Origin of the sequence: Pannonibacter sp. I15F10I1 (assembly GCF_900185665.1) — a bacterium.
Classification (GTDB): domain Bacteria; phylum Pseudomonadota; class Alphaproteobacteria; order Rhizobiales; family Stappiaceae; genus Pannonibacter; species Pannonibacter indicus.
Window position 1 is genome coordinate 817,579 of the sequence record NZ_FYAN01000026.1, and the last position, 16,265, is coordinate 833,843.

14 protein-coding genes are annotated in these 16,265 nt (G+C 64.7%); 8 read left to right on the forward strand and 6 right to left on the reverse strand.

What is annotated here, in order from left to right; genetic code table 11:
• Positions 1-72 precede the first annotated feature (72 nt).
• Positions 73-1,059 carry a D-erythronate dehydrogenase gene (gene denD / locus IF10I1_RS16980; protein WP_162544775.1) on the forward strand — a complete coding sequence of 329 codons (987 nt, stop codon included), beginning with the start codon at positions 73-75 and terminating at the stop codon, positions 1,057-1,059.
• Complete coding sequence (locus IF10I1_RS16985; RefSeq protein WP_186393640.1) at positions 1,056-2,840, forward strand: IlvD/Edd family dehydratase; 1,785 nt, start codon at positions 1,056-1,058, stop codon at positions 2,838-2,840. Before denD ends, IF10I1_RS16985 begins: the two co-directional genes overlap by 4 nt.
• A gap of 223 nt (positions 2,841-3,063) precedes the next feature.
• On the opposite strand, the gene IF10I1_RS16990 is transcribed toward IF10I1_RS16985, so the two are convergent.
• The 5 genes from IF10I1_RS16990 to IF10I1_RS17010 all read right to left on the reverse strand — a co-directional run bounded on the left by IF10I1_RS16990 (position 3,064) and on the right by IF10I1_RS17010 (position 8,087).
• A complete protein-coding gene (locus tag IF10I1_RS16990) occupies positions 3,064-3,861 on the reverse strand; it encodes a metallophosphoesterase (RefSeq protein ID WP_186393641.1) in 798 nt (265 codons plus the stop codon).
• A gap of 19 nt (positions 3,862-3,880) precedes the next feature.
• Positions 3,881-4,708 (reverse strand): ABC transporter permease, encoded by an 828-nt coding sequence (locus tag IF10I1_RS16995; protein ID WP_186393642.1) that lies wholly within the window; start codon positions 4,706-4,708, stop codon positions 3,881-3,883.
• On the reverse strand, positions 4,705-5,526 hold the full coding sequence (locus tag IF10I1_RS17000) for an ABC transporter permease (RefSeq protein WP_186394018.1): 822 nt from the start codon (positions 5,524-5,526) through the stop codon (positions 4,705-4,707). Before IF10I1_RS17000 ends, IF10I1_RS16995 begins: the two co-directional genes overlap by 4 nt.
• Positions 5,527-5,849: 323 nt before the next feature.
• Positions 5,850-6,995, reverse strand: a complete 1,146-nt coding sequence (locus IF10I1_RS17005; protein WP_186393643.1) for an extracellular solute-binding protein — start codon at positions 6,993-6,995, stop codon at positions 5,850-5,852.
• Positions 6,996-7,028: 33 nt separating this feature from the next.
• Positions 7,029-8,087: an ABC transporter ATP-binding protein gene (locus IF10I1_RS17010; RefSeq protein ID WP_186393644.1), complete on the reverse strand. Its 1,059-nt coding sequence runs from the start codon at positions 8,085-8,087 to the stop codon at positions 7,029-7,031.
• A gap of 135 nt (positions 8,088-8,222) precedes the next feature.
• On the opposite strand from IF10I1_RS17010, the gene IF10I1_RS17015 reads away from it, so the two are divergent.
• The 6 genes from IF10I1_RS17015 (at position 8,223) to IF10I1_RS17040 (ending at position 14,731) form a co-directional block, all read left to right on the forward strand.
• Positions 8,223-9,212, forward strand: coding sequence for a LacI family DNA-binding transcriptional regulator (locus tag IF10I1_RS17015; protein WP_058900068.1), 990 nt, complete (start codon positions 8,223-8,225; stop codon positions 9,210-9,212).
• Between the two features lie 175 nt (positions 9,213-9,387).
• Entirely contained in the window at positions 9,388-10,689 is a 1,302-nt protein-coding gene (locus IF10I1_RS17020; protein ID WP_186393645.1) for an NAD(P)/FAD-dependent oxidoreductase, read from the forward strand.
• A gap of 13 nt (positions 10,690-10,702) precedes the next feature.
• A complete protein-coding gene (locus IF10I1_RS17025; protein WP_186393646.1) occupies positions 10,703-11,593 on the forward strand; it encodes a DUF1365 domain-containing protein in 891 nt (296 codons plus the stop codon).
• An 11-nt stretch (positions 11,594-11,604) separates the two neighbouring features.
• On the forward strand, positions 11,605-12,876 hold the full coding sequence (locus IF10I1_RS17030; protein WP_186393647.1) for a cyclopropane-fatty-acyl-phospholipid synthase family protein: 1,272 nt from the start codon (positions 11,605-11,607) through the stop codon (positions 12,874-12,876).
• A gap of 149 nt (positions 12,877-13,025) precedes the next feature.
• Entirely contained in the window at positions 13,026-13,835 is an 810-nt protein-coding gene (locus tag IF10I1_RS17035; protein ID WP_186393648.1) for a transporter substrate-binding domain-containing protein, read from the forward strand.
• 119 nt (positions 13,836-13,954) lie between these two features.
• A complete protein-coding gene (locus IF10I1_RS17040; protein ID WP_123195641.1) occupies positions 13,955-14,731 on the forward strand; it encodes an amino acid ABC transporter permease in 777 nt (258 codons plus the stop codon).
• Positions 14,732-14,823: 92 nt separating this feature from the next.
• Here the strand turns inward: IF10I1_RS17040 and IF10I1_RS17045 are convergent, their stop codons facing one another.
• Positions 14,824-15,633 (reverse strand): SDR family NAD(P)-dependent oxidoreductase, encoded by an 810-nt coding sequence (locus IF10I1_RS17045; RefSeq protein WP_186393649.1) that lies wholly within the window; start codon positions 15,631-15,633, stop codon positions 14,824-14,826.
• Positions 15,634-16,265: the final 632 nt, after the last annotated feature.

The following is a 16,265-nucleotide window of genomic DNA, read 5'->3' on the forward strand; positions in this document are numbered from 1 at the left end:
CCGGCAGCGCTGCGGATGGAGGAAAGGCAGCCTCCCAAGCGGCTGCAATTGAGAATGCGGAGGAGAGAGCGCATGCATGTTCTGATCATTGGTGCAGCTGGAATGGTGGGCCGCAAGCTGGCTGAGCGTCTGGCAAGGGATGGCCAGCTGGGCGGCAAGGCGGTGGACCGGATGACGCTGGCCGATGTGATCGAGCCCTCCGCTCCCGCAGGCTTCTCCGGTCAGGCAAAGCTGGAGACGGCAGACCTCTCCGTCCCCGGCACCTCGGAGCGGCTGATTGCAGACCGCCCGGACGTGATCTTCCATCTTGCCGCCATCGTGTCGGGCGAAGCCGAACTTGATTTCGACAAGGGCTACCGCATCAACCTTGACGGCACGCGCTATCTCTTCGACGCCATCCGCCTCGCCCACGGGGCAGACGGATATTACCCGCGCATGGTCTTCACCTCATCGGTCGCCGTCTTTGGTGCGCCCCTGCCCTATCCCATCTCCGACGACTTCCACACCACGCCGCTGACGAGCTATGGCACGCAGAAGGCGATCTGCGAGCTGCTGCTGTCCGACTATTCCCGCCGCGGCTTCTTCGATGGCGTCGGCATCCGCCTGCCGACGATCTGCATCCGCCCCGGCAAGCCGAACAAGGCCGCCTCCGGCTTCTTCTCCAACATCCTGCGCGAGCCGCTCATCGGCGAAGAAGCCGTGCTGCCGGTGCCGGAGGACATCCGCCACTGGCACGCCTCGCCGCGCTCGGCCGTTGGCTTCCTGCTGCATGGCGCCACCATTGACACCGGCCTCGTCGGCCCGCGCCGCAATCTCTCCATGCCCGGCGTCAGCGCCACGGTGGGCGAGCAGATCGAAGCCCTGCACCGCATTGCCGGCGAGAAGGCCGTGAAGCTGATCCGCCGCGAGCCGGACGAGATGATCATCCGCATGGTCTCCGGCTGGGCACCCGGCTTCGAGGCCACCCGCGCCACGGCGCTTGGCTTTACTGCCGAAACCTCCTTCGACGAAATCATCCGCGTCCACATCGAGGACGAACTGGGAGGCCGCATCGCATGAGCGGTGACAGCAAACCCGCCCGCCGCCTGCGCTCGCAGGACTGGTTCGACAACCCCGACCATCTGGACCTGACGGCGCTCTATCTGGAACGTTTCATGAATTATGGAACGACACCGGAAGAGCTGCGCTCGGGCAAGCCCATCATCGGCATTGCCCAGTCCGGCAGCGATCTCAACCCCTGCAACCGCCATCACATGGATCTGGCCAAGCGCGTGCGCGACGGCATCCGCGATGCGGGCGGCATTCCCATCGAGTTTCCAACCCATCCGCTGTTCGAGAACTGCAAACGCCCGACGGCGGCGCTGGACCGGAACCTTGCCTATCTCGGTCTGGTGGAAATCCTCTACGGCTATCCGCTCGATGGCGTTGTGCTGACCACCGGCTGCGACAAGACCACACCCTCGGCCCTGATGGCCGCGTCCACCGTGGATATTCCGGCGATTGTCCTGTCCGGCGGGCCGATGCTGGATGGCTGGCATGACGGGGAGCTGGTGGGCTCGGGCACCGTCATCTGGCGCTCGCGCCGCAAATATGGCGCGGGCGAAATCACCCGCGAGCAGTTCCTGGAAGCGGCGCTGAGCAGCGCCCCTTCCATCGGCCATTGCAACACCATGGGCACGGCGCTGACCATGAATTCCATGGCCGAAGCGCTCGGCATGTCGCTGACCGGCTGCGCCGCCATTCCCGCCGCCTACCGGGAGCGCGGCCAGATGGCCTACCGCACCGGACGGCGGGCAGTGGAACTGGTGCTGGAGGACATGCGCCCTTCCAAGATCCTGACGCGGGAGGCCTTCCTCAATGCGGTGCGGGTGAACTCCGCACTCGGCGGCTCCACCAACGCCCAGCCGCATCTGATGGCCATGGCCAAACATGCGGGCGTTGATCTGAGGCCGGAAGACTGGCAACTGCACGGCTATGACATTCCGCTTCTGGCCAATGTGCAGCCGGCCGGCGCCTATCTCGGCGAGCGCTTCCACCGGGCGGGCGGCGTCCCGGCCATCATGTGGGAGCTGATGCAGGCGGGCAAGCTCGACACAGGCTGCCTCACCGTCACGGGCCGCAGCATGGGCGAAAACCTTGACGGCTGCGAGGCCACCGACCGGGAGGTCATCCGCCCCTACGGCGCCCCGATGAAGGAGCGCGCCGGGTTCCTCGTGCTGAAGGGCAATCTCTTCGACTTCGCCATCATGAAAATGAGCGTCGTCTCGGAGGATTTCCGCAAGCGCTATCTCAGCGAGCCGGGCCGCGAAGGCATCTATGAAGGCAAGGCCGTGGTCTTCGACGGTTCGGAGGATTACCACGCCCGCATCAACGATCCCGCGCTCGGCATCGACGAGCGCACCATCCTGGCCATCCGGGGCGCAGGCCCGCTGGGCTGGCCAGGGTCGGCGGAAGTGGTCAACATGCAGCCGCCCGATCATCTGCTGAAGCGCGGCATCACCAGCCTGCCGACCATCGGCGATGGCCGCCAGTCCGGCACCGCCGACAGCCCGTCGATCCTCAACGCTTCGCCCGAAAGCGCCGCTGGCGGCGGCCTTGCCTTCCTGCGCAGCGGCGACACCATCCGCATCGACTTCAACACCGGCCGTTGCGACATGCTGGTGGACGAGGCGGAAATCGAACGCCGCAAGGCCGAAGGCATCCCGCCGGTGCCGCCCTCGGCCACGCCCTGGCAGAAGATCTACCGCGAAACGGTCACCCAGCTCGCCGATGGCGCCACCATCCGCGATGCCGAAACCTTCCGCGGCCTTGCAGCCACCCCACCGCGTCACAACCACTGACGCGGTGGGTGCACACGCACGGTGTCACCCCGGCCAAGCGCAGCGCGAGCCGGGGACTACTCGCTTGCAGAGCAATGCCGCTGCCCGGAGCCTCGCGGCAGGCTCCGGCACTAGGCCTCACCTCACCGCCACAACTTTGCCGCTCAGGGTACGAGTAGTCCCCGGATCTCCGCTTCGCTCTCGTCCGGGGCGACGCTCAGTTTGGGGCGCGGCTGCCCCCTCTTCACCCCAGATCAATCATCCGGGGGCTGGTGATCACGTCGCCGAAGCCGGTGATGTGGTGGAGCCAGTAGACATAGGGCTCTGCGGACAGCGGAGGTTCGCTGGTCCAGCCGAGGCCCGGGGCATATTGGAAGGCAGGGCTGCCGGCGATGGCGCCGAAATGGCCGGCAAAGCTGGTGATCAGCGGCCGGTGCACATGACCCGTCAGCAGGCGCAGGTGGCCGGGGAAACCGGCCAGAAGCGCACGCAGCTCATCACGCCCCGCCGTCAGCGTCATCCAGTCCCAGGCGGGTGAGGCAAGGCCGAAGGGCGGATGATGCAGCATGAAGAAGGTGACGCCGGAGGTGGTCTCTTCCCGCGCCTTTTCGTCGGCCAGACGCTCGGCCAGCCAGCCGAGACGTTCCGCACAAAGCTCCCCCTCGACCTTGCCCGGAATGATCGTGTCAAGACCAATGACACGGATGCCCTTGTGCACCATATCGAAGTTGAGGAACGGCTCCGGCGTGAAGGGAATGGTGCCCAAGAAAGCCGCACGCATGGCGTCCCGCCGGTCGTGATTGCCCGGCACCACCAGCACGGGAGCATCAAACCGGGCCAGCATCTGCCGCGCCAGCGCATAGTCTTCCGCGCTGCCGCAGTCGGCCAGATCGCCGGAGATCAGCACCAGATCCGGCTGCGGTGTCAGGCTGGCGGCATCGGCCAGCACCTTTTCCACCGCCGCCACCGTATCGGGGCGCGGGTGGGCGCTTTCCTTGTCTGCGGCGAAGAGATGAAAGTCGGAGAAATGTAGAATGTACATGCCCTGAAAGGTCTTTCAGTCAGCGGCCGATGCGCGAGAGCACATCCGCCTTCAGGAAGCGTTCGATGACCAGCATGAAGCCGACGGAGGGGATCAGGAGGATCAAGGCGGTGATGGCGGCGATCTGGTAATTGCCGCCCATGCTGGCGTTGAACATCAGGATCGGCAGGGTCGAGATATCCGGCGCACCGACGAAATAGGTGCCGGTGAACTCGTCGATGCTGTCGAGGAAGACGAAGATCGACGCGGCCATCAGCCCCGGAAAGGCCTGCGGCAGGGTGATGTCCCGGAAGGTGCGCAAGGGCCCGGCCCCGAGGTTGCGCGCGGCTTCCTCCATGCTGCGGTCCACCGCGCTGAAGGAGGCCGTGGCGATCCACACCGCATAGACAAGACCAGGCAGCGAATGCACCAGCACCACGCCGAAAAGCGTGCCGTTGAGCCCGAGGCCGTAGAAGATCGCGGCGATGTTGACGAAGATCGGCAGCGACGGAAAGGCCTGCGGCAGCAGGAAGATCAGCATGATGAAGCTGCGGGCGGGCAGCGCCAGCCGCGCCAGCGCATAGCCGGCCGGAATGGACAGGGCCATGGAGAGACCGACGGTCGCCGCCGCGATGGAGACGGAGTTCCACAGCGACTCCCACGCCCCTGCACGCGGACGGAACACCCGGCCCCAGAACTCGAAGCCCCAGCGGGTCGGCCACTGGTTGGGATAGAACCACTGTTCGGCAAAGGCCCAGATGGCAAGGTTGGTCAGCGGCCCGAAAACAATGAAGGCGACAAGCCCCATGGCAAGGGCAAGGCCGAAGGTGGCACCCGCCTTGCGGGCAAGGAGTGAGAGAGAGGTCATTGGCCTGCCTTTGCCTTGAGCGTCATGCGCAGGTAAGCCCAGGCTGCCACTGCCGTCAGCAGATAGGAGAAGAGGCCGAGCGCATTGGCAACCGCATAGTCGCCGTAATAGGTGACCCGGTGGGCCATCATCGCGGTCATCATGGTGGGATTGCCGGAGATCAGCATGGCGGGCACGGAGAGCACCGACATGATGGTGACAAGCGACAGCACCAGCGCCACCAGCAGCTGCGGGCACACCTGAGGCAGCACGATATCGAACAGGCAGCGCAGCCGCCCTGCCCCCAGATTGCGCGCTGCCTCGATGGTGGAGCGGTCGAGCGAGGCCATCGCCCCGGCCAGCAGCAGCGTGACGAAGGGGATCTGCTTCCAGGCAAAGGTCAGCACCAGGCCGCGCCAGTCGAGCAGGCTTTGCGCCGCTGCAGCATCCAGCACCCCGGCATCCACCAGCAGCGTGTTCAGCATGCCGTTGCGGGCCAGGAACGAGCGCGCCGTCTGCCCGGCAACGATGAAGGGAATGAACAGCGGCCAGCGGTAGAGCCAGCGCAGCAGCGGCACGGCCCAGCGGCTTTCGCCCAGCGTCAGATAGCCGGCGATGGCGATGGAGGCCGCTGCAATCAAGGCCAGCGAGCCAAGCGCCACGAGAATGGAGAAGATGATATCGCCGCTGTAGAACTCCAGCGCCTTGGCGATATTGGCCATCGAAAAGCTGCCATCGCCATCCTGAAAGGCGGTGATGAGCGAACGCAGCAGCGGCGCGGCATAAAGCAGGCCGATGGCCGTGAGCGCGGGGGCAACGAGCAGCAGCCCGGCGCCCATGCCAGCCCAGCGGCTGAACAGCCCGCTCGCGGCGGTCTGACCGGTCCGCAGCGTGTCAGCGGCAGAATGTGCAGTCATGAGGCATTTCCTCTGAGCCGGTTTGTCCGCACTGCGGCCCCGGCCTGTTCCCTGAAAGGCAGATGCCCGGCCCGGCGGGGAGCCGGGCCAGACGGGATTAGAAGAATGGCTGCGAGGGCGCAGGTCAGACTGTCAGCAAGCTCCAGTCTCTCCTTCGTCATCCGGCCAAGCGTAGCGCGAGCCGGGATGACGAAGGATGGGAAAAACCTTGGTCTGAACCGCCGGTGTCCCCCGCAACTTACCCCTTACTTGGCGACGTTCTTCTCGTAGGCTTCCAGAATGGCCGCGAAGTACTTGGCCTGCGGCATGGACCAGCCACGCTCGGCCAGCGTTTCCGGGGTCACGTCGGCAAACAGGCGGTTCCATTCGGCGTCCGTCAACTCGCTCTTGACGTTCTGCGGATCGATGCCGGGGAACCAGTTGAAGCGGCGCACGATGCCGTCAGCCTGCACAGCCGGGCTGGTGGCGAAGGCGATGAACTCCTTGGCGAGTTCCGGCTGCGCAGCCTTGGCCGGCACCGTGTAGTACATCGGCTGGCCCGGCATGCCCGGCGACAGGATCATCAGCTTCAGGTTCGGGTTCAGGCGGCCATCGGCAACCCAGGTGTAGAACATGTCCATCCACACCGGGCCCATGGCGATTTCGCCGCGGTTCATGGCATCCAGCGTGCCGGCGTTGCCCGGCGTCATGACAACGCTCTGGTTGAAGTCGCGCAGCGAGGTGAGCGCGGGCTCCCACTTGGCAGCGGCATCGTCAGCCCACGGCCCATTGCGGATTTCGTCAGCCGCGCCGGAGAAGGCATACATCCAGCCGAAGACGAAGCCGACGCCGGCCATGCCGCCGGTGATGCCGTTGTAGCCGAACTTGCCTGGGTTTTCCTTCACCCACTTGGCCAGTTCCTCATAGGACTGCGGCGGGTTGGCGATCACGTCCGGATTGTAGGCAATGGCGATCTGGCTGTGGAACATCGGCATGACATAGCCGGAGACATTCACGCCCAGCGAGTTTTCAGCCGTTTCGCGGGTGACGAGTTTGGCGGTGGCCAGACCATCACGGTAGCTCGACAGCAGCTTCTCCTCGACCATCTTGCCGGCCATGCGCTGATGCACGACGGCGACGTCCACATCCCACACGTCCTTGCCCTTCTGGGCGTCGATCTTTTCATAGATCGCCTGGCTGCCGCCATCGCCCGGGCCGGTGCCGACCGCGCGCACGGTCACACCCGGATGGGCCTCCTCGAACTTCGGTCCGAGGTAGTCGTTGATGTAATCCACCATGTTGGTGTCACCGGCGGTGATCACCGTCAGGGTCTGGGCCGACACGCTGGTCGCCAGAGCCGTCGTAAGGGTCGTGGCTGCCAGCATGCTGGCAAGGGCAATCCTGAGTTTCATGACTGTCTTCCCTGAGGTTCGTGAGTGGGAAAATTAGTGCCGTGTCTCCAGCACAGCCCCGTGGAGCGTGCCCTGAAGCAGGCGGTTTTCGGCATCGAAGCTCATCAGCATCGATGCCGGAACGGTGAGGGACGCATCAGCGCCCGCAGCGATGGGCACGGGCGAGCAGCCCGACAGGCTCTCCCCGGCAGAATCAATCGTGATCTGGTAGGTGCCGCCCGCATAGGCGCAGGCACTGACCTGCCCCTTGCGCAACAGCGCCGGACCTTCGGGCAGAACCTCTGCCGAAGTGAACGCGCGTGCAACTTCGGTGCGGAACCCGGCAATCTTCGCAGACGCCGCAACCGGATCGCCATGGCGGAAGGCGGTGACGTTGCCGACACCGAGAAACTCAGCCGCCTCAAGATCGGCCGGGGCGCTGTACAGCTCCTCCGGGCTCGCCACCTGCACGATCTGCCCCTTGCGCATCAGGACGATACGGTCGGCCATGGCCAGCGCCTCGTCCTGGTCGTGGGTGACCATGATGGTGGTGATGCCGACCTTCTGCTGCAGGCGGCGCAGCTCGCCGCGCAGGCTGCGGCGGATGGAGGCGTCGAGGTTCGACAGCGGCTCATCCAGAAGCAGCAGCGGCGGGTCGATGATCAGCGCCCGGCCCAGAGCCACGCGCTGGCGCTGGCCGCCGGACAGGCTGGTGACGGCGCGGCCGCCATAGCCCTCAAGGCCCAGCAGCGCCAGAACCTCCTCTGCCCGCCGCTCCCGTTCAGCCTTGCCGAGGCCGCGCAGCTTCAGCGGATAGGTCAGGTTTCCGGCGACCGACATATGCGGCCACAGGGCGTAGGACTGGAACACCATGGCGGTCTGGCGCGCCTCGGGCGCAAGGCCGGCGATGGAGCGTCCGCCCACGGTGATATCTCCTGCGCTCAGCGGGGCGAACCCCGCGATGGAGCGCAGCAATGTTGTCTTGCCGCAGCCTGAAGGGCCAAGCAGGCAGGTAAAGGTGCCCGCTGGCACCTCCAGCGAGATGCCGTCGAGAATGAGAGACTGCCCAAGGCGAATGGACACCTCCTCCAGTGACAGCGCTTCAGTTCCCATGGGGACCTCCTCCGATTGAAAGCGCGTTCAATCTATGTTCAGTGCATGACGGTTTTATGTCAACTCCATTTGCAAAGAGCCGTTTTTTGTGCGATGCAAAGTATGAACGCGTTTGCAAGTTGAGCCGGAGAAGGAATGCGCGTCACCGCCGATGATGTTGCCGAAGCCGCAGGCGTCTCCCGCGCCATGGTGTCCCGCGCCTTCACGGAAGGGGCGCCAATTGCCGCCCGCAAGCGCGCCCATGTGCTCGCCGTGGCCGAATCCCTCGGCTACCGCCCCAACCGCATTGCCCGCGGCCTCACCGGCAGCCACACCGGCCTCATCGCGCTTGTGGTCGGCGCCGTCTCCCGCCCCTATGAAGCCTGGCTCCTGGAAACCATGAGCCGGGAAATCCGCGCGGCCCGCAACTGGCCGCTGCTGCTGCAGGTGCAGCCGGGCGATGAACTGGACAATGCGCTGGAAGACGCCCTCGCCTATCAGGTGGACGGGGCGATTGTTGCCGCCGGATCCGTCAGCCCGGCGCTGGCCGAACGCTGCCGCAATTCCGGCGCGCCGATTGTCATGGTCGGCCGCATCATGCCGGGCGGCGATACGGATGCCGTGTGCTGCGACAACCGGCTGGGGCTGGAGCTGCTGGTGGATCATCTGGCATCAAGCGGCCGCAAAAAGCTCGCGTGGATCGGCGGCACACCGGAAACCTTCTCCAACATCGAGCGGCACGACGGGCTGATGCAGGCGCTGGCCCGGCGCGGCATGAAGCTGCTGGCTGCACGTCAGGGCGACTATTCCGTCGACAGCGGCCTTGCGCAGGCCCTCACCCTGCTGACGGCGCCGGAAAAGCCCGATGCCATCCTCTGCGGCAACGACGCCATGGCCCTTGGCGCCATCGCCGCCGCCCGCCGCCTTGGCCTCAGCGTGCCCGGTGACGTGGCTATTGCCGGTTTTGATGATATCCCGGCCGCCGCGTGGGAGCCCTATCAGCTGACCACCGTGCGCAATCCGGTGCTGGAAACCACCCGCGAGGCGCTCCGCCTCCTGCGCCAGCGCATTGATGGCCACGGCGAAACCGGCAGCGCCGAAATCGTCCGCCTCGCCCCGGAACTGGTCATCCGCCAGAGCGCCTGAGGCGGAACGGGCCTCTTCGTTGCTCTGGCAAGGCCCGTCTTCCCCCCTCCCCGCACAACAAAAATTCCTGTCCGTGATCCGCCCGCCTGGGCGCAGCGTAAGATCTCGCAATACAAGGCATTTCCCCGCTGCCCCCACCTTTGGGACACCCCGTCCCGCATGACAAGGATACAGAATGCGGATTGCAGTCATCGGTTCCGGTATCTCGGGCAACAGCGCAGCCTGGGCCCTCAGCGGCCATCACGACATCACCGTTTACGAAAAGCGCCTGCGCCCCGGCGGGCATAGTGCCACCGTCGATATCGATTACGATGGCGCCGCCATTTCGGTGGACACGGGCTTCATCGTCTACAACGAGCTGAACTACCCGAACCTGACCGCACTCTTTGCCCATCTGGGCGTTGCCACCGAAGCCAGCGACATGAGCTTTGCCCTGTCGGTAGATGCCGGCCGGCGCGAATGGTCAGGCACCAACCTGCGCACCATCTTCGCCCAGCGGCGCAACATGGTCTCGCCGCGCTTCCTGTGGATGCTGCGCGAGATCCTGCGCTTCAACCGTCAGTGCGCCGCAGATCTGGCCTCAGGCTATCTGACGGGCATGAGCCTTGGCGATTACATGCGCGCACGCAAGTTCTCCGCCGCCTTCATTGAAGACTATCTGGTGCCGATGGGTGCGGCGATCTGGTCCACCCCGGCCTCCGAAATGCTGGCCTTCCCGGCCGCTTCCTTCGTCTCCTTCTTCGAGAATCACCGGCTGATCAACTTCGACCGGCCGCAGTGGCGCACGGTGTCCGGCGGCAGCCGCAACTATGTGCAGCGCCTGCTGGAGCCGCTGCGCGGCCACGTGCGCCTCGGCTCGCCCGTCACCAGCGTCCGCCGGGCTGAGGGCAAGGTGCATGTGCGCGATGCCTCGGGGCACGAAGACATGTTCGATCACGTCATCCTTGCCAGCCACACGGACCAGACGCTGGCCATGCTGGATGACGCGAGCGACGACGAGCGCCGCATTCTCTCGGCCATCCGCTACCGGCCCAACACGGTCTATCTGCACCGGGACGAAAGCCTGATGCCCAAGCGCAAGAGCGTCTGGGCGTCCTGGAACTATCTCGCCCGCACCGGCTCGGCGGAAGGAACGGATGTGGCCGTCTCCTACTGGATGAACCGGCTGCAGAACATCGACACCAGCCGCCCGCTGTTCGTCACGCTCAACCCGCCGCATGAGCCGCGCGAGGATCTGACCTTCGCCCGCTTCACCTATGACCATCCGCAGTTCGATGCAGGCGCGCTGGCCGCGCAGCAGCAACTCTCACGGATACAGGGCGTGGCCAACACGTGGTATTGTGGAGCCTGGCAAGGGCATGGCTTCCATGAGGACGGTCTTGTTTCCGGCCTCAAGGTTGCCACTGCCCTCGGCGCGGAACTTCCCTGGCGCTCTGCGGCGGTTGGCTCGTCCGGCCTCGCGGAAGCTGCCGAGTAAGGCAGGACGCAGCATGGCGGCGCACAGAAAGACGGACGGGCACGGCCAGACCCGTGTGAGCGGCAACGGCCCGGCCCCGGCGGAGGCAGCAAGCCTCTATGCCGGGCAGGTCATGCATGCGCGCATGAAGCCCGTGCCGCACCGCTTCAGCTATTCCGTCTTCAGTCTGCTGATCGATCTGGACAGACTGAAGGAGGCCAGCCGGCAGAGCTGGTTCTTCTCGCACCGCCGCTTCAATCTTCTGTCCTTCCACGAGAAGGACCACGGCCCTCGTGACGGCTCGGATCTGCGTGAACATGTGAACCGGCTGCTGGCGGAGAAAGGCGTTGCCCGCCCCGCTCGTGTCCTGCTGCTGTGCTATCCGCGCATGCTGGGCTATGTGTTCAACCCGCTCAGCGTCTATTACGCCTATGACGGCGAAGGCACTCTGTCCGGCATCGTCTATGAGGTGCGCAACACCTTCGGCGACCTGCACACCTATGTGGCGCCCGTTACAGCGGATCAGGTGAGCGAAGCGGGCATCCGGCAGACGCAGGACAAGCAGTTCTACGTCTCGCCTTTCCTCGACATGGTGCAGACCTATCACTTCCGCATGATGCCGCCGGGTGAAAGCGTGCGTGTGCGGATTCTGGAAACGGACCCGGACGGCCCCTCGCTGGCCGCCACCTTCCACGGCAATCACAGCGCTCTCACCGGCCGCGTCATCCTGCGGGAGTGCGTGAGAATGCCTTTCATGACGCTCAAGGTCATGGGCGGCATTCACTGGGAGGCCTTGAAGCTGTGGCTCAAGGGTATACGTTTTCATTCAAAGACATCTGCCACCGCACCTGCGGCAGGCAGCGGCGCGCAACAGGCCAAAGAGGCAAACGCGTCCGCACATGAACAGTTTTACGGGAAAGCCTGATGGAGACCGACATGTCTTTTGCCTCCTCCCTGCCCTCCCCGGCCATTGCCGGATCGCAGCGGGTCATTCATCTGACCCAGGCCAATGCCCGCGAGGTGCTCTCGGGCCTGCCCCGCTTCGTCCGCATGGGCATGCGCATCGTGCTTGCCCTGCGCTATGGTGTGCTGACAATCACGACGCCAGATGGTCAGGCCTTCCGCATCGAAGGCAAGGAATCCGGTCCGGTTGCCGACCTGACCGTCCATGACTGGCGCTTCGTGCGCATGGCCGCCGAAGGCGGCGATGTGGGCGTGGGTGAAGCCTTCATGGCCGGATACTGGTCCAGCTCGGACGTCACCACCTTCCTTGAACTCTTCTGCGTCAACCGGGACGCGACGGTGGAGAAGCTGCAGGGCAGCCCGCTGTTCCGCCTGGCCGTCACGCTGCGGCACTGGTTCAACCGCAACACCCGCAAGGGCTCGCAGCGGAACATCTCTGCGCATTACGACCTTGGCAATGCCTTTTACCGGGAATGGCTCGACCCCTCGATGACCTATTCCTCGGCCCTCTTTGACGAGAGCACCACCTCGCTGGAAGAGGCGCAGCGCAAGAAATATCTGGCTTTGGCGGAGGCCACCGGCATCAAGCCGGGCCACAAGGTGCTGGAAATCGGCTGCGGCTGGGGCGGCTTTGCCGAATTTGCCGCCGGCGAGATCGGCGCCAATGTACGCGCCCTGACCATTTCCCGCGAGCAGTACGACTATGCCCGTGAGCGCATGTTCAAGGCCGGTCTCAACGACAAGGTCGAGGTCGTCTTTCAGGATTACCGCGATGAAACGGGCATTTACGACCGGATCGCCTCCATCGAAATGTTCGAGGCGGTCGGCAAGGAATACTGGCCGGTCTATTTCAACAAGGTGTCGTCCTGTCTGAAGCCCGGCGGGCTTGCAGGCCTGCAGATCATCACGATCCAGGACACCATGTTCAAGGACTATGCCCGCCGCCCGGATTTCATCCAGCGCTACATCTTCCCCGGCGGCATGCTGCCGCCTCCCGGCAAGCTGCAGGAGATCGGCGGACGGCAGGGTCTGAAACTGTCGGCGGAGCGCATCTTCGGTCAGGACTATGCCCGCACTCTCGCCGAGTGGCGCGAGCGCTTCCGCGAGGCATGGCCGCGCATTTCCCCGCTCGGTTTCGACGAGCGCTTCAAGCGGCTCTGGGAGTTCTATTTCCATTACTGCGAGGCCGGCTTCCGCTCCGGCAACATCGACGTGCGCCAGATCGTCTATGCGAAGGCGGGTTGAAACCGTCTTGCCAGTCAGCGCCGCCCCGCACGAGTGCCGGGGCGGCTTTTTCTTGCGTATATGAGGACTTGCCCGCCGTCGCGCTTGCCGCAGCCAGCCTTCACGGCTAACAGTCGGGAACACGTTTCACGTCAACGGGAGCCTGACCCATGACCGCCCTTCTGCCGCGTTTCGCCCGCCTTGCCGCCCTTGCCCTGTCGGTGCTGCCCTTCACCGGCGGCCTTGTCCAGGCCGCTGAACTGCCGGATCTGGGCGGCCGGGAAATCGCGGTGCTGACGGAAAATGCCTATCCGCCGCTGCAGTTCATGGACAGCAGCGGCAAGGCCGTGGGCTGGGAATATGATGCGGTTGCGGAGATCGCCAAGCGGCTCAACGCCAGGGTCACCTATCAGAACTCCAGCTGGGACGCGATGATCCCTGCCATCGCCGCCGGGGAATATGACTTTGCCATGAACGGCATCACCATCCGCGACGACCGCAAGGACAAGGTGGATTTCTCCGATCCCTACATGCGCTCGGAAATGGTGATGCTGGTGCGTGCCGATGAAGCCCGGTTCTCCGATGCCAAGGGCTTTGCCGCCGATGCCGGGCTGCTGATGGCCGCCCAGCCGGGCACCACGCCCTTCTATGTCGGTGTCTACGAAGTGCTCGACGGCGACGAGGCCAACCCGCGCATCAAGAAGTTCGAGACCTTTGGCGCCGGCGTTGCCGCGCTCCGGGCCGGTGACGTAGATCTGGTTCTGACCGACAGCACGGCGGCGGAGGGCTATGTCTCCACCTCCAATGACACGCTGAAGATCGTGGGTGAGAAGCTGGGCACGGAAGACTTCGGCTTCATCTTCCCGAAGGGCTCGGATCTCGTTGCCCCGGTCAATGCCGCCATCGCATCAATGAAGGCAGATGGCACCATTGACGCGCTCGATAAGAAGTGGCTGCTCGACTACAAGATGGGCCAGTGACCCTGATGCCCGCCGGAGAGCCGTGAAGAATGGGACCCGCCCGCCCGAAGCCGCGCGCCAGACACCTCCCCGGCGGCCGTTCGCCCTCTTCGCCTGAGTTTCCATGGTGGCTCGCCGCCATGGGGCTGCTGATCGTCTATGCCTTCGTGCAGGCGCTGGCCGATGCCCAGCAGGCGCAGGTGCTGTCCACCCTGTCGCGCGGCATCGGCATCACGCTGATGGTCACGGCCACAGCCTTCACCGGTGCCTCGCTGCTGGGGCTGCTGCTGGCGCTCGGCACCCTGTCGCGGTTTGCCGTGATCCGCCAGTTCGTCCGCTTCTATGTGGAACTGATCCGCGGCATTCCGATCATCGTGCTGCTGCTCTACATCGCCTTTGCCGGTGTGCCATTGCTGGTGGAGGGCTGGAACTGGCTCGCCGGGCACCTCGGCCTTGGCGAAGTCAGGACGCGTGATGTCTCCCTGCTCTGGCGTGCCGTTGCTGCGCTGATCCTGGCCTATTCCGCCTTTCTGGCGGAGGTGTTCCGGGCCGGTATCGTCTCGATAGCCCCCGGTCAGGTGGAAGCGGCCAAGGCGCTTGGCCTTACCGGCTGGCAGCGTTTCCGGCTCGTCATCGCGCCGCAGGCCCTGCGCGTGGTGCTGCCGCCCTTCGGCAATGATTTCATCGCCATGCTGAAGGACAGTTCCCTTGTCTCGGTTCTGGGCGTCACCGACATCACCCAGCTCGGCAAGGTCGCAGCGGCGGGCAACTTCCGCTATTTCGAGACCTACAATCTCGTCGCGCTGATCTATCTGTCGATGACCGTCACCCTCTCCGTCGCCCTGCGCCAGCTCGAACACCGCCTGCGCTGGCGGGACAAGCCGGGCAGCGGCGAAGCGCAGGGCGGGCAGATTTAGGTTATGGTGCCCATAATCCACCCACCTCTCCATCGTCATCCCGGCCAAGCGTAGCGCGAGCCGGGATGACGATGGAGAGATACGGGCTGGGGCTAAACATCCCCTGACCGCCCCTTGCGGCTCCAGCCGGTGGCTTTGGCGACAAGCGGGAAATAGAGGCTGTAGGGCAGAAGCCGCAAGAATTTAAGCTGCCGGACGAAGGCCTTGGGGAAGGAAATCTCGAAGCCCTTGCGCGCCCGCAGCCCCGCCACAAAAGCCTTGGCCGCCTCTTCCACCGGCATCAGATGCGGCATGGGGAAAGGGTTTTCCTTGGTCGCCGGCGTATCGACAAAGCCGGGTGAAACCACCTGAATACGGATGCCCACCCGGTCGAGATCGAACTTCAGGCTCTCGGCCAGATTGATCAACCCGGCCTTGGTCGTTCCATAGGCGGCCGAGGTGGGCAGGCCGCTGTAGCCCGCGACAGAGGCGACAATGGCGATCTGACCGCGCCCCCGCCCCTTCATGGCGGCAATGGCTGGCAGCACCACATGCACGGTGCCCTTCAGATTGACATCGAAGGTCTGCGCGTAAGCCTTTGCAGAACCATCGAGACCATCGACCGGGATATAGACCCCTGCATTGGCGATGACGAGGGCAAGCGGCGCAAGCTCCGCCTCGATGCTGGCGGCAATAGCGGCCATGGCGGCCGCATCCGTGACGTCTCCGGGATAGGCGTGGATCGATCCGGCAAGGCCTGCGGCCTCCCCGGCAAGGCTCTCGAGCGCTTCAGCCGAACGGGCCGTCACCGCAACCTTGAAGCCCGCCCGCGCCAGCTCCAGCGCCACCGCCCGGCCGATGCCGGAACTGGCGCCCGTGATCCATGCCGAACCGTCGGAAGGGGTTGCCGTATAATCTGTCACCTGAAACTCCTGTGTCTGGAGTTTCTACGGACAAGGGCGGGCTGTGGATCTGGTTGGGGACCGCTTCCTCGCCACTCTGACCGCCCCGGCCTCACCTGGAACGCACTTGTTCGTGGAGGAGAGAATGTAGCTGGCAAAGGTGCGGTACTGCGGGCCTGCTAGCACGAACGCAAATCCATAGACCGTTCATTCCGGCTTCGAGCCGTGACCTGTCAGGGAGGCATCATCCGGAACAACCGGCCACTCACTTTCCAGCAGCCTCTCATCTCGTCATCCCTGACGAAGCGCAGCGGAGATCAGGGACCGGTGAGCCTGGGTCTATCCTGCTGCCGACCTGAACCAGCCAACGCCCCGGCTCACCGGTCCCGGCTCGCGCTACGCTTGGCCGGGATGACTCAGTGCTTGCTGGCACCACGGTACCGGGCGACTAAAGTTCTGACGAGGTAGAGGCAAAAGCACAGGCGTTCCAAACACTCAGGCGTCGCCCCGGGCCGAACAAAGTGAGGACCCGGGGACCACTCATTTCCAGATCGGTGAGACTTGTTTCCGGTGGTGCATCTGACTTCGGACAGGAGCCTGAAGCAGGGCTTGAGATAATCTCAGCTCTCTGGAAGCGAGTAGGCCCCGGCTCG